The sequence below is a fragment of the Halorientalis marina genome, assembly GCF_023028345.1.
Classification (GTDB): Archaea; Halobacteriota; Halobacteria; order Halobacteriales; family Haloarculaceae; genus Halorientalis; species Halorientalis marina.
On sequence record NZ_CP095488.1, the window covers coordinates 1 to 19,394 of the forward strand.

At 63.1% G+C, this 19,394-nt stretch carries 13 protein-coding genes and 2 pseudogenes; 9 read left to right on the forward strand and 6 right to left on the reverse strand.

Annotated features, from left to right (window positions below; translation table 11 throughout):
• The first annotated feature begins 140 nt into the window (after window positions 1-140).
• Window positions 141-1,211, forward strand: coding sequence for a Cdc6/Cdc18 family protein (locus MUG96_RS19020; protein ID WP_246989148.1), 1,071 nt, complete (start codon window positions 141-143; stop codon window positions 1,209-1,211).
• Here the strand turns inward: MUG96_RS19020 and MUG96_RS19025 are convergent.
• The 3 genes from MUG96_RS19025 to MUG96_RS19035 are packed head-to-tail and all read right to left on the reverse strand — an operon-like array spanning window position 1,127 to window position 4,447.
• Window positions 1,127-2,038 carry a TraC-like domain-containing protein gene (locus MUG96_RS19025; RefSeq protein WP_246989149.1) on the reverse strand — a complete coding sequence of 304 codons (912 nt, stop codon included), beginning with the start codon at window positions 2,036-2,038 and terminating at the stop codon, window positions 1,127-1,129. The two genes, MUG96_RS19020 and MUG96_RS19025, sit on opposite strands and share 85 nt — an antisense overlap.
• 5 nt (window positions 2,039-2,043) lie before the next feature.
• Complete coding sequence (locus MUG96_RS19030; RefSeq protein ID WP_246989150.1) at window positions 2,044-3,945, reverse strand: TrbL/VirB6 family protein; 1,902 nt, start codon at window positions 3,943-3,945, stop codon at window positions 2,044-2,046.
• 13 nt (window positions 3,946-3,958) lie between these two features.
• A complete protein-coding gene (locus tag MUG96_RS19035; RefSeq protein ID WP_246989152.1) occupies window positions 3,959-4,447 on the reverse strand; it encodes a hypothetical protein in 489 nt (162 codons plus the stop codon).
• Window positions 4,448-6,856: 2,409 nt separating this feature from the next.
• Between MUG96_RS19035 and MUG96_RS19040 the strand changes: the two are divergent.
• From MUG96_RS19040 to MUG96_RS19060, 5 genes and pseudogenes are all read left to right on the forward strand, one after another.
• Window positions 6,857-7,222, forward strand: a pseudogene (locus MUG96_RS19040) (homing endonuclease associated repeat-containing protein); the annotation flags it as partial.
• Window positions 7,223-7,468: 246 nt separating this feature from the next.
• Window positions 7,469-7,777 (forward strand): annotated as a pseudogene (locus tag MUG96_RS19045) (PadR family transcriptional regulator); the annotation flags it as partial.
• Between the two features lie 559 nt (window positions 7,778-8,336).
• Entirely contained in the window at window positions 8,337-10,445 is a 2,109-nt protein-coding gene (locus MUG96_RS19050) for a PD-(D/E)XK nuclease family protein (protein WP_246989154.1), read from the forward strand.
• Complete coding sequence (locus tag MUG96_RS19055) at window positions 10,438-11,373, forward strand: RecB family exonuclease (RefSeq protein WP_246989156.1); 936 nt, start codon at window positions 10,438-10,440, stop codon at window positions 11,371-11,373. The genes MUG96_RS19050 and MUG96_RS19055 overlap by 8 nt, the downstream gene beginning before the upstream one ends.
• Window positions 11,370-14,852 carry an ATP-dependent helicase gene (locus MUG96_RS19060; protein ID WP_246989158.1) on the forward strand — a complete coding sequence of 1,161 codons (3,483 nt, stop codon included), beginning with the start codon at window positions 11,370-11,372 and terminating at the stop codon, window positions 14,850-14,852. The genes MUG96_RS19055 and MUG96_RS19060 overlap by 4 nt, the downstream gene beginning before the upstream one ends.
• 88 nt (window positions 14,853-14,940) lie before the next feature.
• Here the strand turns inward: MUG96_RS19060 and MUG96_RS19065 are convergent, their stop codons facing one another.
• Window positions 14,941-15,603: a DUF7509 family protein gene (locus tag MUG96_RS19065; RefSeq protein WP_246989160.1), complete on the reverse strand. Its 663-nt coding sequence runs from the start codon at window positions 15,601-15,603 to the stop codon at window positions 14,941-14,943.
• A 95-nt stretch (window positions 15,604-15,698) separates the two neighbouring features.
• Here MUG96_RS19065 and MUG96_RS19070 point away from each other — a divergent pair, with 95 nt between their 5' ends.
• The 3 genes from MUG96_RS19070 (at window position 15,699) to MUG96_RS19080 (ending at window position 17,753) form a co-directional block, all read left to right on the forward strand.
• Window positions 15,699-16,091: a winged helix-turn-helix domain-containing protein gene (locus MUG96_RS19070; protein WP_246989161.1), complete on the forward strand. Its 393-nt coding sequence runs from the start codon at window positions 15,699-15,701 to the stop codon at window positions 16,089-16,091.
• Between the two features lie 298 nt (window positions 16,092-16,389).
• Entirely contained in the window at window positions 16,390-17,070 is a 681-nt protein-coding gene (locus MUG96_RS19075) for a helix-turn-helix domain-containing protein (RefSeq protein WP_246989162.1), read from the forward strand.
• Window positions 17,067-17,753 carry a hypothetical protein gene (locus tag MUG96_RS19080; RefSeq protein ID WP_246989164.1) on the forward strand — a complete coding sequence of 229 codons (687 nt, stop codon included), beginning with the start codon at window positions 17,067-17,069 and terminating at the stop codon, window positions 17,751-17,753. The genes MUG96_RS19075 and MUG96_RS19080 overlap by 4 nt, the downstream gene beginning before the upstream one ends.
• A 61-nt stretch (window positions 17,754-17,814) precedes the next feature.
• On the opposite strand, the gene MUG96_RS19085 is transcribed toward MUG96_RS19080, so the two are convergent.
• Window positions 17,815-18,867 carry a PIN domain-containing protein gene (locus tag MUG96_RS19085; protein ID WP_246989165.1) on the reverse strand — a complete coding sequence of 351 codons (1,053 nt, stop codon included), beginning with the start codon at window positions 18,865-18,867 and terminating at the stop codon, window positions 17,815-17,817.
• Window positions 18,864-19,361 carry a PDDEXK family nuclease gene (locus MUG96_RS19090; RefSeq protein ID WP_246989166.1) on the reverse strand — a complete coding sequence of 166 codons (498 nt, stop codon included), beginning with the start codon at window positions 19,359-19,361 and terminating at the stop codon, window positions 18,864-18,866. The genes MUG96_RS19085 and MUG96_RS19090 overlap by 4 nt, the downstream gene beginning before the upstream one ends.
• Window positions 19,362-19,394 lie beyond the last annotated feature (33 nt).

Here is a 19,394-nt window from a genome sequence, read left to right on the forward strand (position 1 = left end):
CGCATCAGTACCCGTCCGCAGACAGTAGTGACCGTCCGTCTCAACCAGCCACTCGTATACTGCCGCCGGCAATCCCCGAACTCGGAAATCCGGAACCGCCCCCCTGTCGTTTATCAGCATCCCGGCTGAACACCTCGGCCATGATCGAGGACGCCCGCGTCCTGCGGGAAGGGTTCGTCCCCAGCGACATCATCCACCGGGATGGGGAGACGAACGCGCTGACGCGTGTCCTCGATCCCGTCACAGCAGGGACGGCTGCCGATCCAGTGCTCGTGACCGGCCCTTCGGGAGCCGGCAAAACGACGCTGACCAAGTTCGTCGTCGACCGGCTCCGGGAGACGGCACTCGATGTCGAATCGGTCCACGTCAACTGCTGGCAGTCCTACTCGCACTTCCGGGTCGTCTACAAGATCCTCGAAGGGCTGGGCAAGACAATCGACGTGCACCGGCAGTCGACGCCACAGGACGAACTCCTCAACCGACTGGCTGCCTACGACGGGCCGCCGGTCATCGTGACGCTGGACGAAGCCGACCAACTGGAGGAGGCCAGGGTCATCTACGACCTGTACCGGCTGGACGCCTTTTCGTTCATCCTCGTCACGAACAGCGAGGAGGAACTCCTGTCGGGACTCGACGAGCGCGTCCGGTCGCGCCTCCAGACTGCCGAAACGATCCACTTCGACCGCTACACCGTCGACGAACTCACCGACATCCTCTCCGATCGGGCGACGCACGGTCTCGCCCCGGAGGCGATCGACCGCGAACAGCTACGGCGGATTGCCGACGCGGCGGCGGGTGACGCCCGCGTGGAGCTGAGTATCCTCCGGAGTGCGGCACGGCGTGCCGACTGCCAGAGCGCGGCGCGGATCACCGCCGAGCACATCGAAGCTGCGATCCCGGAGGCGAAACGCGAGGTCCGCTCGAAGAACCTCGATTCGCTCCGGCAGGAACAGCGCCACCTGCTCGATATCCTCGCCGAGGCGGGGGAGCTTTCGCCCAGTGATCTCTATGACCGCTACACCGACCGCGTCGAGGACCCCCGGACCAAGTGGACGGTTCGATCCTGGCTCCAGAAGCTGGCGCACTACAATCTCGTCGAAGCGTACGGGAGCGGGCCCAACCGGACCTACCGGACGCGGAACGTGGCGAGCCCTTCGATCCCACCGATGGCTTGTTCGACCGTCGCCAGTCGATTCGCCAGCGTCTGTTGACGTTGTGTGCGGCTCAACTCCGTATCGAGTTCGGCATCGCGCCACGGGAGGAGGATATCCAGCCGAGAGTGACGCTTCAGCCCGCTGCTGGTGCCGGGTGCGGCTTCAACGACGACGTAGTGCTGCCAGCCGTTTGGCTCCCACAGCGGTCGATCCTCGCGGTCGTACCATGCGGCCAGTTGTTGGTGGTACTCCCGGGTGAGCGCCGCCTGCTGTGGATTGGAATCGATCTCGACCCGGTCACGCGCGCCACGGTCGGCATGCGTGGTCGCAACCCCGCTCTCGGCACCGGTCGTCGTCGACCAGAACGTGAGCGGGATCTCGTCGATCTCCTCGTCCAGTGCTGTGGTCAGTTGCTGGGTGAGCGCCTCGGCGTCGGTCGGCGACTGGAGGGCCGTGTTCGTCGGCGTGACTCGCACCAATCCTACGTAGGTTCCGTCCTCGCGCTCGACGGTGCCGTCCTCCATGATCGACCGGATCCCGTGTGGCGAGCGTACCACGCCTTCATCGTGGTCCCACGGGAGCGTTCGCCGCAGTCGCCAGTCAGCCACGAGGTCGCGGACGCGTTCCGCAGGGCTGGTGAACTGCCGGGTCGAGATCCGGAGATACGTCCCCACCAGTGCCAGCGGCACGGTCAGCATTCCAGCGCCGATGGCAAGGAGGCCGTGGTCGAACAGCAGGCCCCCGAGACAGACCACTCCAGTGAGGGCGGCCGGCAGGTACACGATGGCATCCTGGATGGTTAGCTCCCGATACAGCCGAACGTCCGTATCGATCCGCGGTGGAACGACTCGTCGCGGATCGCGTCTCTGCTTGGTGTCAGTCATGGGATTTAGTCAGTCGTCGTCTCACGGTCGATCTCCGCAGCTCTTCGCACCAGTCGCGACTGCTCGGGCCGTGCCCCCTGCTCTGCTCTCCCGGGCGGGAGTGCGCTCGGTGTCTCAGCACCCTCGCCAGCGGGGAGGCCGGCCTGTGGGCCAGCCCCTTCACTGGAGCCGCTCTGGAGCGCGGGGGTGCTCGTCGTCCCACTGGGCAACGCTGCCTTGTTCGTTCCCCCCGAGAGTGCCGTTGCACGCGACGGTGTCCCCTGCTGGCCGGGGCCCCGACTTCCACGCCCGGCCCCGAACGCGGACAGTTTGTCGCGAATCCCGTCGAGATTCGGCCTGTCGGGGAGTTTGCTCTGGAGGCGCCGCGACCGGCGGATCGTCGTCACCCGGGGGAGCCCGAGGCGCAACAGCATATGCGGTAGGACGACGAAGATCAGCAGGAGACCGACAGCTGTCACCAGCAGCGTCAGCAGGAAATCCGACCCGTCGACGGGCAGGTTGAACAGGATCCGTGCGAGGGCGGCCTGGATAATCTTCAGGACGATCAACGCAAAGTACGCCGCCAGTCCCATCCGCCCGATCGACCGCAGGTAGAAGTTCGGCTGCCCGCGCAGGCTCCAGAACAGCGGCCACATCCCCGCCGTGAGGTAGGCGAGTGCCCACTGGACGAACATCACGAGCAGTCCGAGCAGGACGATCCCCGATTCGATGAGCAGCAGGATAGCGACCAGGACGACCCCAATCCCGAACCGCGAGAAATTGACTGGCGTCCGGATGAACTCGCCGCCGGAGGGGGCAAGGACGTCCGCGACGACCGTCGCCCCGTGGAAGCCAACCGGGAAGAGCAGCCAGCCGAAGGCGATCATCACGACCGACTGGACGACGCGGCGAATCGACTGCCGTCGCCGTCGCGGATCGCTCGTATCGAACGCGGCCATCCCTGCGGGCATCAACAACAGCAGGGAGACAAACGCGATCAGGCCGTAGGCGACCTGCAGGCCCTGCCACCAGTCACTGCTCGGCGTGGCCCAACTCGTCGGATCGGTCGCGGATCCGGGAGCAGGCACGCCGTAGACGATATCGGAGAACTGGTCGAGGAGGTCCTCGATACCGTGGGCAATATCGGCCGCGAAATCGGCCAGCGCTCGCCCGGGATGGGTGAGCCACCACGGGATCAACCCTCCGCCGCGGATGCTGCTCTCGAGTTTGTTAATGAACGTGTGCTGGAAGTCCTCGCAGTCCTCGCGGGCCTGGCGCTCTGCCTCGGTCAGCGAATCCGAGTGGTCAGTCGGGTCCGCTCCGACGCCCGCGGTTTCGTTCAGGAAGGTGCTCCCGGGGTCGAGATCGCAGACCTCCGCTTCCATGTAGGACTGTAAGTCCGTCCCGCCGAGGCAGGCCAGCGTGGCACAGTTCGTGTTCAGGTAGATGAACAGCCCCGTGGCACACTCCGTATCGATCGTGTCGGCGGCGTTCGGCCACATCTGCTCGCTGTAGCCCCACGGCCCGGCGAGGTTCTGGAGTTCGTCGGCGTTCTCGCAATCTTCGGGGAGGTCGACGGTCTGGTCTTCGTCCTCGTTGTCGTCGTCATCATCCTCCTCCTCCTCATCATCGTCTTCATTTTCTTCGTCGTCCTCGCTTCCGGGCGCGTTCGCATCGTTTTCGTCCTCCGACTGGCCGCCATCTGCTCCTCCACCACCGCCACCGTTGCCACCGCCAAGGATGTCGTCGACGATCCCGCCGATCGGATCCGGTGGCTGCCACCCACCGCCACCGCCGCTATCGCCACCATCGTCCGACGAGTCGTCGTCCTCCTGTGCGACGGCGACCCCAGCTCCGGCTCCAACAGCAACGAGGAGCACAACGACGAGGGCGCCACAGACGAGTCCGCTGGTCAGTCTCGTTCGCATCCGTTCAGGTCGATCACAGCGGGACGATGAGCAGGATATCCACGTTTTGAGAGATACAGGAGACCGTCGGGTAGCCGATGACCTCCATCATCGCCAGGAAGATCCCGGGCACCATCGCCCCGACGACCGTCATGACCGACCCCCGCAGGAGACGTTGCCCCCGCTGGACTTCCTCGGTCTGTGAACTCCCGAGTTTGTCGAAGGCCATCATCCCCCGGAGGACGGCTTTGATTAGCAGGTAGAGTGCGATCAACACGAGGATAATCCCCAGTAGCGGTCCGAGGCCCGAACCACAGACCGCGTCCTGCACCTGCTGGGTGTTGCCGCCTGCGCCACCGCTGCTAGTCGTCGTCTGGGCGTAGATACCCCAGGTGGTGACCGTTACCAGCAGTGTGCTCAGCCGGGTGAGTGCGAGTGCAACGAGGACCGCAGAGATACTCCCGATACTGGCCGCGAGTGCCCGAGCCTGTGATTGCGTTCGCCCAGCAATCCAGGTCCTCATTCGGTCAGCTATCCGTCCACCCGATTCATCTCTGTCAGTGCTAGTGCGGAGAGCCCGCATGCGGTGGGGTGGTCCCGTTCTGGTATTTAAATGATTGGGCCGGGTGAGTCGCGTGCAGATTCTTCGGCTTCTTCCGCTATTGAAGAGTCACACTCGTCCGAGTCGACACACGACCTCGAGAAACAGCTCGACATGGCTGCAGCCTACCTTGGGAAGACTGAATCGCGTATTTCGGCCGGTGATCTCGAGACGGCCATGACACAGTTATCGAGGGCTGAAAACCATTTCACGCGGGCCGAAAACAACGAGTCCACGTTCCCCGACCGATACCACCAACTTCGTGATCGCGCCAAGTCGCTGCGATCACTGATCGACAACTCCGACAAGGTCACATCGAACCTGGACACGGCCGAAGACTGTCTCGATGAGGCGTCCGCCAATCTGTCGCACAACGATTTCCTCGCGGCGAAGCGGCAAGTAGCCACGGCGAAGGGGCGACTCACTCGCGTGGACGGTCTCCTCGAAGACACGGAGCTACCACTTCCGGACCGCTATCGATCGCTCCGCGACCGGTGTGAGTCGGTCGAGGACTCGATCGCGGACGCACAGATCGGCCGGCCGCTCGAACTCGCGACCGAGCAGCTGGACGACTGTGAATCGGCCCTCTCCGATGACGATTTCGACACGGCACGAGGGCAGTTGGCAAAGGCGGGCTCCCACCTCGACGAAGTCGAAGAAAAGACCGATCGTGCTCCCGATCGGTACGAACAGCTCCGGACTCGACACACCGACCTTCAGGCTTCGATCGAGGGACTGGAACAGATCACCTCACAGCTCGACACTGCCGCGGACTGTCTCGAATCCGCGTCATCTCACCTCGCTGCCGGCGACGCCGACGCGGCGAAAACACAACTCGCGACCGCGAAGGGACGACTCACCCGGGCCGAAAACGTCGCTGGGGACTCGGACGTCGATCTCCCTGCTCGATACGAGTCGCTTCAGGAACGGTGTACCACAGTCGAAGCGTCCATCGAGCGGGCACGGGAGATCGAGGAACCACTCGAAGCGGCCGAGACGAGTGTCGATGCGTGCGAATCCCACCTCTCCAGTGGAGATATCGACGCGGCACGGACTCTGCTCGCGACGACGGAGGACCACCTCGAGCGGATCGAGGCCGCTGACGTTGCGCCCCCGGACGGCTACGAGCAACTCCGCGCTCACTCCGAGGCACTGGGCGAGCTAATCCACCGGCCAGAGGACATCGTATCGCGACTGGAGACGGTTGCGGAGCACCTCGATAGTGTTTCGTCGCACCTTCCGGACGGCGATCTCGAAACGGCCAGCGAACACCTATCGACGGCGAGAGAACGACTCTCGCAGATCGAAGCCGATTTCGAAGGCCTGAGCGTCACACCGCCACCTCGTCACGAAGAGTTGCAGACGCGCTGTGAGTCGTTCGGGCGCTCGATCGACAGCCTGGTGACTGCTCAGTCTCGGTTCGAGACTGCGACGGAGTGTCTCGAATCGGCGACGACCCATCTCAACGAACGGGAGTTCGAGGCAGCGAAGACGCAGCTGTCCACGGCGAAGGGACGACTCACGAAGGCGGAAAACGAACTCGAGCAGTTGGACATTCCTCTCCCCGAACGCCTCGAGACGCTCCGATCTCGCTGTACGTCGATGGGTGAGACAATCGAGACGGAACGACAGCGAGTGGAGGCCGAAAATGCCCTTACCGCGGCTGTCGACGCGATGAGCACGGGATACGGTGCGTACGCAGACGGGGACCTTGCGACAGCAGCGTCGAACTTCGAGACGGTCCCGGAGCATCTCGAGACCGCTCAGGATATTTCAGTCAGCGTTACGGACCTCTCCGTCGAGAAGACACCGGATACGATCGCTGCTGAGACCGCCCGCGGGCAGGTCTACGTCGAGATGCAGCGAGCCGAGCAGTTAGTTGCGGATGGGCACGATGCGCTCGAAGACCGTGACTTCGCGGCGGCTGTAGAGGCTTACGAGAACGCACTCTCGAAGTGCCGGCTGGCAACCGGTGTCGCGAGAGACCACGACCTCCCGCAGACGTGGGAACTCGATCAGCGACAGGAAACCATCACGACCTATCTCGACAACGCGGCAGAGCAGCGGGACAGAGCGGACGAAAACCGTCTCGAAACAGCCACGCAGCGACTCGACCGAGCCACACGCCTCGCCGAGACGGCAGAGCAACACGTCGAGGTCGACGACTCGGTCGCAGCCTGGGAAGACATCCAGCAGGCCCGGGACGTCGTCGACGACGCGTTCGAGCTGCTGACCGGGACCGCTGCGGACACGTCCGAAATTGAACGACGGGCTTCGGAGATCGAGGAGCGAATCGAAACTATCGCGGCAGAGCTCCCGGAGGCGGTTCGAATGGAGGGGGCCACAGTGACTGCGAGCAAGCGAGAGCTGATCACGTACCTCCAGGAACTCTCCGTCATCTTCGGCGAATCGCCAAGACGGGACCTCATCGACGCATACGGCGTCTATCCCGCCGAAGCATATCTCGAAGTCTTCGGTTCCTGGGACGCGGCCCTCGACGAGGCGAATCTCGCACCGATCGACGAGCAGGCACGGGAACGCCGCGTGTATTCCCGAGTGGATATTCTGGACGCCATCGTCGACCTGGCCGAGGAGGTCGGCGCTGTCCCGACGCCAGACCAGATGAACGACAGGGGCGCTGTCTCGACGGCGACTGTGGAGAAACGGTTCGAATCGTGGGAGACAGCAATTCGGCTCACAGGGCTCGAAACGGAGCCGACACTCGACGCTGTCCGGGAGATTGCAGGATCCGGCGACGCAACCGGGGAGGTACAACGAGACACCGAGGCGAGCGGGACAGACGCAAAGAGCACTTCCACAGACCAGTCAGAACCCGTTAAGAGCGAACCGGAGTCCGATACGGCGGAGCCAACAGACGCTCAGGGAACTAGCTCCGGAGAGCACTCGGCTGGTGAATCGACCGAAGCAGACTCAGGGCCGACGATCCCACCGGGTGCTTCGGCGGACGTCGATACCGGCGAATTTGCGGATCTCACGGACTTCCAGCGCGATCTCCTCGTGATCCTCGCCGGCCTCGAGGGACCAAAGGGACTCCGCATCAAGGAGGAACTCGAGACGTACTACGACGACCAGATCAACCACGGCCGCCTCTACCCCAACCTAGATACGCTCGTCGAACGGGGATTCGTCGAAAAGTTCGATATTGACAACCGCTCGAATGGGTACCGACTCTCGGACAAAGGTGATCGTCACGTACGCAGTCGCTGGCAGTGGGAGGATGCCCATACGCCTTCGGCTGACCGAGTAGACCCGCAAGAAGCAGAGCTGTCGGCAACAGAACCGCCGGACGAAACGGCCCAGGAGGCTTCGGCTGCCGACATAGACGTTGATGCCAGCAACACTGCGACGGAAGACAATGATCCGGCTGTTGACGACGATGTAGACACACTCATCGAGGACTTGCTCGGCGACATCGACCGAATCGAAGATGATGACTCCTGACTGTGGTGCCCGCTCGCGGCGACGCGACTAGACCGTCGAAAACGGGACGCAGTAAACCGGTGCTCTCTCTGCGTACAAACACGTGTCACGAGATCCGTTCGGCCCACGTCGCCGTGCCCTCCTGCGAACTTGGGGCGAACATGCCGAAACAGCGGTATCCGAATGGGGGTGGCTGTCACCCAGATCAGTCGGACTCTGCAAACACAGAACCAGCGTGATCCGTTCATTTCAATCCAACAACAGACGACTTCGAAGGCTGCTATGAGTGGGCAGCCGTATCCGGTGGCGCTGCCTCTGCGGGAGCGAAAACAGACCCCAATTTAATCACTATACGGTGACTGGTAGTGCCATGTCCTCCCGGACGCCATCCTCACCACTCTCCGGAACCCTCCACCACGTTCCCTTTCTCGGCGATGACCCGGCCACCCGAGTCGCACCGCTATACGCGGAGCTCGTGGCCGCCCACACCGCCGCGGACGTACTCGTCCTCAAGCGATTCCCAACAGGCATCGAGACGTTCACCGACCGACTCGCACACGAAACCGACAGCATCGAACGGCCACGCGTCGACGCGGTGGGCGGCCACGCTCGGACACTCCTCCAAGCGACGCCCGAGTCGCCCACGATCCTCACCGACACCGAACGAAGCGAACTCGCTTACCAGTACATCCAGGATATCGACTGGACGACGCCGTACCTCGCCACCGCGGCCGACCACGAACGGTTCACCCGGGATGTCGGCCGGCTCATGAACATCGCATCCTGGCGCGGTGAACCGATCGACGCCACCCACCCCGCACTGAACGAGATCGGCGACCACCACCAGCGCTTCCAGGCGTGGCTCGCGGAGAACGGGTACGTCGAGCGTGGACACCTCCTTTCGCACGTCATCGATCAGTTCGACGCCGATAACATCGATGCCGACACCCTCGATTTCGAGGCACTACTCGTCGTCGAGTACGAGGAGTTCGCGAGCATCGACCGCGCGTATCTCGACCGGCTCGTGACCCACGCCGACTGCGACCTGACCTGTGTGGCCGAACGCGAGAGCAGCATCCAGCGCGTCTGGAACGAACCCGGCACGGTCGGGGGGACCGTCGCCCACGAACCGGACGACGCGGCCGGCGAACCGGACCCAGAGTCACGTCCGGACGCGGTCGCGAATCTGCTCGCGACCGGTGACGTTCCACCGGACCCCGACGACGGGGCGGTCGCAGTCGTCCACGAGCCGACCTTCGCCGATCAGATCCGACGCATCGCCGACGAGATCGAGCGCCTGCGCCGCGACCACGACTGGCGGTACGACGACTTCGCTATCGGGTTCCGGGACTCGAACGAACCGATCGCGGAGACGATCCGCCTGCTCCATCAGGCTGGTATCCCTACGGCCTCGACCTCCGTGAGTGGCTTCGGTGACGACCCTGCTGTCCGGGAGTTGCGATCCCTGATAACGTACCTCGCAACTGACGACGAGGCCCAGCGCGAGCGACTGGCCGGCCGCGGCATCGACATCGACGTTGCCCTCTTTGAGACGCTCGACTCCGAGGAATCCACACTTGAGGGGACGCTCCGACGGTGGGCACTCGAAACGGACCTCAAGGAACGCATCGCGCGTGAAGACGATTCCCTGGAGGCGAAAGCGCAGTTCAGCCACGTCCGAGATGTCTTCGAGTTGGCGGCCTTCCTCGACGAGTCACCGCTGCTGGACGCGACGTGGGACTCACTACAAGACGCGTTAGATCGCGCGGTCCGCACGGCGGCTACGGAGACACAGACCGCGGAAACTGACGTGAAAGACGACGGCGTCCTCGTCGATGCAGTGCGGGTAATGAAAAACGCCTCCTGGGAGGCAGTGTTCATGTGCAATCTCGTCGAGGGAACCTATCCAACGGACCCGAACCTCACGGGACTGTTCCCGACCACGGAGGTCGCAGAGATGCCCGGCTATCCCGGTGTGACTGACCTCACGGCCGCCGACGTTCGCGAGACGTTCCCGACCGCGGATGGTCCGAATGCCGACCGCATCCACGACCCGTTCCGGCGCTACTATCAGGAACTCTCCCGGCGCCAGCTCGCGGTCGGCGCACGGGCCGCGACCGACCGGCTCTACCTCGGCCTGTTCGACGAGGCGGCGGGCGAACTCGACCGGAAGTGCCAGCCGTCACGGTATCTCATTGCCATCTACGAGGCGTTTCCGTGGCTTGACTCGCTCGATCACGACGGTATCCACGGCGAGAGCGGGGCGATCGACTTCGCGCTCTCGCGTGTGGACCGGGCGCTGACGCGCGTGAAGGGTGCCGACGTTCGCGGCGAGACGATCGACCTCGACGAGACGGAACGCGATCTGGCGGCCATCCAGGACCTCCTCGCAGCGAGCGGGCAGCGGGGCGACCAGCTCTGCGAGGCCGTCCGGGCGCGCGTCGACTTCGCGGCCGGGGAGGTGCGTCGCGATGAGTAGCGAGTCGACCAGCGACACCGACGCGGGCCGCGAACACGTCTCGCCGAGCAGTCTGGCGACCTACGCGTACTGCCCGCGCCAGTACGACTTCGCGAAGGCCCAGCGCATCGACACGGTCGACGACACGAAACGCTACCTCCAGCAAGGGCTGGCGATGCACACGACCATCGAATGGACCTGTGAGGAGACGAGCGAGACGGACACACCCCAGGAGATTCACGACCGGATGCACAGCCATTTCCCGGATGCCTGGGCCGAGGAAGTCGACCCCGACGAGTTCGCCTCCGACGCGCAGCACGACTACTACCGGCGACTGGCGAAGGCCGGCCTCGCGTCGGTGTTCGACCCGGCAGACGGTGCTGGGATCGACCACGCCCGTCAGTCGGTCGCCGTCGAGAAACGGCTCACCTGCGAACACGAGGGTGTCCCACTGAAGGGGTATGCCGACAACATCATCCGCACCGACGACGGCCTGCACGTCGTCGACTACAAGCGCAACACGCGGGGAATGCTGACCAGTGGGACTGCGGAGCGCCTCGAACAGCACCTCGCCGGCGAGGAACACGAACCGGGTCGCGTCAAGAACGCGATGCAGACGGCGGCCTACATCGAGGGTGTCAAAGACACCACGTTCTACGAACCGGGGATGGACGTCCAGTTCACCTTCTACGGCCTGCTCAACAATCGTGATATCGAATCGAGTCCGGACGGGTACTCGGTTACCGCCAGCGGGTACGGCCGCGAGATGACCGAACTCTACGACGAGTATTACGACACAATCTGGGAGCTAATCGCGAATGCCTACGAGGGTATCAGAGGCGAGCAGTACGAACCTGAGCCACGTGATCTCATTTACGAGGAGGGGTGTGGGGACTGTCGGTACCAGTCGATGTGTCCGGACTACCTTGGCTGGGAGGTGGAGCTATGAGCGACGCTGAAGACCACGTCGACGGCAACGCCGATGACGAGCAGCCGGACTGGCTGCCCGAGGGCGACCACGGCATCGACCCGCGCCCGGATCAAGCGGACATCATCACGTCCAGCGAGTACCCGATGCGCGTCCTCGCTGGTGCGGGGACGGGCAAAACCTACACGATGGTCCGGAAGATCGAGCACCTGATCCGCGAGGAGGGCGTTGCGCCGGACGACATTCTCGCGTTGACGTTCACCAACAAGGCCGCCGACTCGATGCGGGCGAAACTCAACGCGAAACTCGGCGCGGCCGGCTACGATGTCGACGCCTACACCTATCACTCCATTTGCCGGGAACTGCTCTCGGAGTACGGCTACTACGCCGGTGTCGATCAGGGCTTCGAGATCGCCCGCGACGGCGACAAACTCGCGCTAATCCTCGACATCCTGGACGAAATCCCCTACCGGTTCATCGACCCGGACGTCCAGCTCTCGATGGACTATGGCAGCGGCGTTGTCCAGACGCTCCAGGGCTTCATCGGGTCGATGAAACGGTCGGCGGTTATGCCCGCGGATCTGGATGCCTACCTCGGTGATTCACACCGGCTGGCCGATCTCGAAGCCATGCCGGGCCGCATCGAGGCGCGGGCAAACGAACACGTCCGTGTCAGCTGGCGGAAGATCACCGACGAGCGCCTCGACGAGCTGTGTGCTGGCCTCGAGGCGCTCAGAGGGGACATCGGCACGGAGCGGGATACTCTCGATCCGAATGCGGCGGGTGTCGAGCAAACGGTCGATGCGTTCCTCGCACGGATGCAGGCCGTCTGTGACGACCTCGAAACCGGGCTAAACAATAATCGCGACGAAATCCTCGAGGGCGACCTCGAGAGTGCGTACAAGCTCCCAGGTGTCGTCTTCGGCACCTACAGCAGTAACCCGTCGGGCATTCCTGGTGCGTTCGATCTCGTCTTGACCGAGCGGCTGGCGGACTTTCTCGACACCTGCACGGAGGCGCGTGATCTCACTGAGGGCTACGACGCCTACGAGGCGGCGATGGCCGAGCACGGCCTGCTCGATTTCGACGACCTCGTTGTTCGGGCGACGGCTCTGCTTGGCGACGACGATCTCCAGGCCGATATCGCCGACCAGTGGGAGTACGTCTTCTGTGACGAGTTCCAGGACACCGACCGTCTGCAGTTCGACCTCGTCGAGCAGTTGACGACCGACGATCAACTGTTCGTCGTCGGTGACGACGACCAGGCTATCTACGAGTGGCGGGGCGCCAACGTCGAGAACATCCGCAGCGAACTCGATGAACGATTCGGCGACGCCCTCGTGGACAGCCCACTCGAGGAGAACTTCCGGTCGCGCCAGCCCATCCTCGATCTGGCGAACAACGCCCTCGACCTCGTGGACGACCGCGCGAGCGACAAGGAACTCGACCGCTACGACGAACCTGCCTACGAAGGTGATTCGGTTGCCACGATCACTGCACCCGACGACGAGAAAGCCCAAGCCACACAGCTGGTCAACACTATCTCACACCTGCTGGCCGGCGACGCCGACGAGACCGACGAGGCATACACGCCTGGTGATATCGCGATCCTCGTTCGGAAGAACCGGCATGCCACCCCGATCATCGAGGCCTTCGAGCAGGCGGGGATTCCCTACCAGTTGGCTGGCGATCTCACGGCCGAGTCGGTAGGTGTCGAGACTGTCGTGGCATATTTGAAGGCCCTCGCCCGGCCACAGGAGGACCCCGTCTCCTGGAACCGCGTCCTCACGATGCGCTACCGGCTCCACGATGCGGACCTACGGTATCTCAATACGCAGGATGATGCCCTTGTTACGGTCCTCAGGGAGGCACCGCTCGAGGACTTCCGCGAACCCGACCGGGTGGAGGCAGCCCGCGCCGATATCGAGGCCCTGCTGGAGTTGAAAGAGCGGGTGTCGATTGCCCGCCTCTACCGGGAGCTGAAAGAACGGACGAACATCGAGTGGTACCTCTCCGAGCAGGAACAGCGCGACCTCAAGCAGGTCGAGAGCTTCATTACGGACTTCGGTGACGGCCCGGTTCAGCCCGAACTCGACGAGCAGTTCCTCGAAGCCATCGAGTACCACAGCTCGCTCACGCAGGCAAGCGGCGCGAGCGCCATCGACCAGCCCGAGACGGCCGACGACGCGGTCAACATCATGACCATCCACAAGAGCAAGGGGCTGGACTTCCCGGTCGTCGTCATCCCGGAACTCACCGCCGACGAGTGGGGGCCCAGCGAACGAACGTTTACCGCAGTGAACCACGCACTCACGCGCTCACCCGAGGCACCTGTCGAAACCGACCTCGAGCAGCGCGACCTCCTCGAGGCGCGTCGCCTGCTCCACGTCGCCATCACGCGGGCCGAGGATATCCTCGTCCTGCAGGGTCGCACGGAGGACGACGCGGATGATGACGACGAGGACCCGCTGCTCGAGTTCGTCGGGAGCCTGCTCGATGAGACAGTCCCGTGGGCCGTCGAGGGTGCCTCGTTTCCGATCTGGAGGGACGTCCACGAGAGTCTCGCCGACCACGCCGACTGGACGGACACGCTCGCCGCAGACCGATACGACGGTCACGATTCAGAAATCACACACGACGGAATCGCCATCGACGCGCGGACTGCACGCGACCGCGTGCTCGCGCTGGCTCGCGAGATGCTCGACGAGTCATTGGACGGCGCCGCCGACTCGCCGCTGACCGTCGAATCACTCGATTCGACGCCGGATGTCGGGCACTCGCTACGGCACAGCTACACCTCGCTCGAGTCATTCAGCGAGTGCTCACGGAAACACTACCTCGACTACGTCACGCGAGCCTTCGATGATTACGAGCCCGATACTGACGTGACTACGGGGCCGTCACAGCGCGAGATCGGATTACTCTTCCACGAGACGGCTGAGGTCGCGGCCAACCGTGGCCTGGCCTCCGAATCCGAGTGGGACGACCTGTGTGTAGACCTCGCCGAACGACACGGCTGGACGGCCGCCCTCGAGGATGCTCGTGCCTGCATCGAGGATTACTTCGACTCACAGGTCAGCGACTGGGAGGTCGTCAGCGCCGAACGCGAGTTCTCGCTCGAAATTGACGGGGAGACGATCATCGGCTACATCGACGCGATCTATCGCACGCCCGACGGCGATCTCCGGGTTATCGACTACAAGGCGACCGAGCGAACCCGCTCGCTCGAAGACAATCGCCAACTCCCGCTCTACCTGCTGGCCTGTCGGGAACTACTCGATGAGAACGTGGACACGGCGGGCTACCTGTACGTCGGTCCGAACGGACCCGACCTGAAAACGCGGTCGTTCAGTGAGGCCGAGCTCGACGATGTCCGGTCGGCTGTCACCGACCAACTTGCCGAGATCGAGGCCGCGACGTTCGAGGAGTACACTGCCGGTGAGCACTGTCAGTTCTGTCCGCATCGAAGCCTGCCATGCAGTGACGAAGCACTCGACTGACGCCACCTTCTCCGTGACTCCGTACCGGTTCGACAACGACTGACCCTGGTATCTCGTCGTCGACGTGGGTGATCTATCGGCGGCTGCGTCACTCCTGGTCGAGTGTCGGCAACGAACCGTGCTGTTCTCTGCGGGCGATGTCACGTATGAACAGCCGTACTTGCTCGACGAGGTCGTTCCGGTCGTCGTAGGAATACACACGGGCATCCCAGCGGTCCTGGATCGACGCGATCATCGCACTACGAACGCCCGATTCGTGGACGAATAGCACTCGCTCCTGGTGGTTCGTTTGCGAGGTCGCCTCCTGGCGTTCGCTCTTTCGATAGATCGCCTCGAGCACAGAACCGGTTTCGATACCGACGCCGAGATTGTCCCCGATTTTCGGGACGATGTAGATTACTGCATTGCTCGCGAGGGCGAACTCGATGCTCTGTGTTCCCGCGTCCATCTCCTCGAGTGGGACATCTACATCGATCGCCAGAAACGCGTTCACACCGGGGTCGGTCCGGAGCCGATCGCGGACGAACAACAGGAGATCGAGTACGGCCTCGTGTCGATCCAGGTCGACGTCCGATCCGACGAGGGTGCCGAAATCGACAGACTCGGGGATGGAATCCAGATCGATCGTATCCTCGGTCGCTGCTGCGTCGAGCAGCGGTTCGAGGTCGAACGATTTGTAGGGCCCCATCAGGTACACGAGAAACCGCTCGTGTGAGAGACTCCCCAGGGTCTCGAGAACCCGGTCGCGCATACACTCCCTGCGCCGGCGCAGTATATAAAAGACACTGTTTTCTGTCGATATTGAGTCAGCGAACACTTATTCGTTGCACTGGCGAAGACACACGCATGGCCGAAACAGGTGGCTCATCGCCTGGCGCTGACGATCGCGGTGGACTGCTCCCGGAGGACAGTCTGCTGACCCTCGAGCAGTATCTCGATATGCAGCGGGCGATCGGGAACGAGAACCGGTTCCGAATCCTCACGTATCTCGTCGACGAGGGCTCCCACAGCGCGAAAACGCTCCGTGAGGCACTCGATATGGAGTCGAACACGCTCCACTACCACCTGGATGCACTCGTCGATGTCGGACTCGTCGAGAACCGGAAACGGAACGAACCGACGAGCAGCGGGCTCTACTCCTATTACCGGGCGACCTCACTCGGTGAAGGCATTCTCGAACACGGCGTCCGCGAACTGATGCGTGAGGAGTGGGACCTCCTCGACGCGTACGGTAGCTGAGCGGGGCCAGTCTCCTGTATCGGGGCTCTCTCCCCTCGCCGAGAGCGAGGCGTCGACGTTCGCGGAGAACACGGCGGACGACTATTGCGAGTTCCGTCCGCACCGAAGCCTCCCCTCCAGTGACGAAGCACTTGAGCAGGAGGGCACACGCGAGTAACTCAGCCGCCGAGTATTCGGGCAGGACAGTCAGCGGACTGAGCGGGTCGGGGTCTGAACGCCGATTACTGTATTTCCGAATCGGGGGACGAGCACGTTGTGATACGAATCTTTATTACTGTTATCTGTATAGAGATAACCAATGATGGACTACGTCGACACCACTGCGGCGAAGATCGTCTTGGCCGCGAGTGATGGGGATTCGATCCGTCGGGTCGCCCAGAAGATCGACGGTACGTATTCGTGGGTCCACACTTGGATCGAACGTCTGGAGGCGATCAACGTCGTCGAGCGAGCGGACGGGGTCCGCGTGACTGCACCGGAGGTCCGGGACGGGTTTGCGCAGTTAATAGAGACGATTGCCCGGCAGACGTCGCCGAGCGTCGACGAGGCATACGTGATTCCACACTTCGCGGAGATGGACTTCGCATACACCAAAATCGACGCCGTCTACGTCTGGACACACGGCGGCTACCAGATCGCTCGTGGCGGCGATGCCTATCCCGTCTTCATGCGGGTCGACGAGGCCGATGTTGAGCAATGGCAATCGTTCTTCGATCGGTACGATATTCCCGCTGTGATCGGTGAGCGCGACGATGCAATCGTCGACGATGCCGGTGGAGCAATCTATTACAGTCTGTTTCCGACAAGTGATCCCCTCGACCCCGAGTGGGTCGACGGGAATCCCGTCATTCCATTGACGGAGACGGTAGCGTACATGCAGGAGTATCGGTGGAACTTCGAGCCAGCCTTGGAGATGGTCGCCGACGAGTACGACGTTGCCATCGACGTGGACGGCCCCGACTACGCCCCCGCACAATGAGTCTCCCCGACCGCGAACAGGAACTGTTGACCACGCTCGAAGCAATCACCGATTCCAATCTGCCGTACGTGCTCGTCGGCGGCTGGGCTGTCACCGCGTTCAATCAGCGTTTCTCCACGGACGTCGACCTCGTCGTCCCCGAGGAAGCGGTCGAGGCGTACGACTCGTTTCTCCGCGACCACGAGTACGAGCGAACGAACGAGTACGACACGAGCGGGATCTATGACGGCCAGTTTATTCAGTATTCGAAAAATGTCGGAAATCCGGTGAGTATCGACCTGATGGTAAACGCGCTCCGCTGTCGACAGACTGAGGGAGAATGGTCGTATCGCTATCTCGATCAACACGCCCGGTCCGTCACAGTCGGTCGGACGCTGTCGGTAGACACGCGTATTCCGGAGCGGGAACTGCTCCTTGCGATCAAACTCCACAGCGGCCGGTTCACGGACGCCCGTGACGTGGTTGCAGCCGCGACGGATGCCGATTTCGATCGTGTCGAAACACACCTCCATCGCGGCGATCCGCAGGCCCTTTCCGAGCAGTTTGCCGGCATCAGTGACCAACTAGCAGACGAGTCGTTCCTCGACGCGTTCAAGGGTGAATTCCAGCAGCAAACGGTGCCCGATGCGACGATCGAACGCGTCCGCGATTTTCTCGCTGCACAGCAAGAGCGTCTCCGGTAGCCTACCGGAGGCCCGCATCGTGTATCCGTACGTGGTCGCTCGCCGCTGTTGGCACCGTGAGCTACATTTCCTGATACGCGCCAACGATCTGCTGATCTCGCTCCAGTCGCTCTGCCAGTTTCGGACTCCGCACCTCCAGGGCCAGTTCACGCCCCTCCCAGTGCTTCCCGTCTTTCCCGTTCCAGACGCCGTACAGCGTCGCTTTCGGCAGCGTGACGACACCGAACACGACTGCGAGCATGTACACCAGCGAGCACAGTGTCTCCCAGGAGACCGTCGCCCGCTTCGGCACGTCCGGCGGGAACGCGACCTTCTGTGCCCGCAGGCCGGCGTCGGTCGCGCGCTCGACGAATCCGGTGTCGTTGCTGAACAGCACCACCTCCTTCCGGTGGTCGGCCGCGTACTCGCGATACCCTTCGACGATCGCTTCGTCGCCGGTGTCGCTGTCCGTGAAGTCGGTCTGGCGCTGCCCCATCAGGTCGCGAAATTCGTAGAGGCCGAGGAAGCCACTCCGATTCTTCCCGGCCGGCTGGTTCGTCAACCGCTCGAAAGCATCGCCGAAAGCGTCGGTCAACTCGCGGGTGTCGTGGTGCTTGTAGTACCAGTCGAGTTCCTCCTTGACACCCGACGAGAGCACGAACCCGGTCACTGGTGGCCGTTCGTCATCACCCTCGTCTTGCTGTGAGCCCCACGCGGGATCGAGTCCCAGGACGGCCGGCATTCGCCAGCCGAACAGGTTGGTATCCAGTCCGGCCATCACGGGATCGTGGCCGGCTTCGAGGTCGGGATGGCCGTGCCGACGGAGGAACCGGTCGATGTCGTCGCGGTTCGCCACGTCGAACAGGCCGCCGGCGATGAGCGTCCGGACGTAGGACTGGGGGTCCGGAAGGTCCTCGTAGGCGGCCTCGCCGTACCGTCGCTCGACCTCGTCCCGAGCGTCCTCGTAGGTGTACCGCCCCGTCGAGACACTAACCGTCGCCTCGGTGCTGTCGTCCAGCCGAACCCGGAGCAACTCGCCGATCTCCTCGGCGGGATGCGCGACCGAAATCGTCGTCGTGTCGAGATCGGCTAGCCCGTTCAACAGCGGCATCAGATGCCGTTCGCCGAGGATCATGCGAACACCTCCGCGAAGTCGATCAGGTCCACACCGGGACGTGGGATGTCCGGGTAGACACGGTCGTAGTAGTCGCTGGAGTCCAGATACAGGTAGAACACCCGGTCGGCGTCGAACTGAATCCCGGCTTGGAAGGCGATAGCCGACATGAACTTTCGGCCCGGCGTGACGTCGATGCCAACCGTCGCGTCCTCTTCCCGGGCGGCCTCGACGCCAGCCCGATGGAAATCAACGATGGCCTGAAAATCGCGCTCGGAGTCGATGGTGACTGGCTCGACGTCGACATTGCCACCATGGGCATCGACGACGGCCTCGACGAGGTCGATAGCCCGTTCGCTGTCTTCGTGGACGTCCGGGTTCCGGAGAATACGGACGTAATCGGGGACGAAGTCACGTTCAGTACAGGCCGCGGCCAGCGGATTCACGACCGCTTCGATGGTCGGACTGGCCGTCGTCAACCAGTATCGTGTCGGTTCTGTGGTGGTGTGTGTCATCTCTTAGTGTCCTCTTCGAGTCGGTCTGTGGGT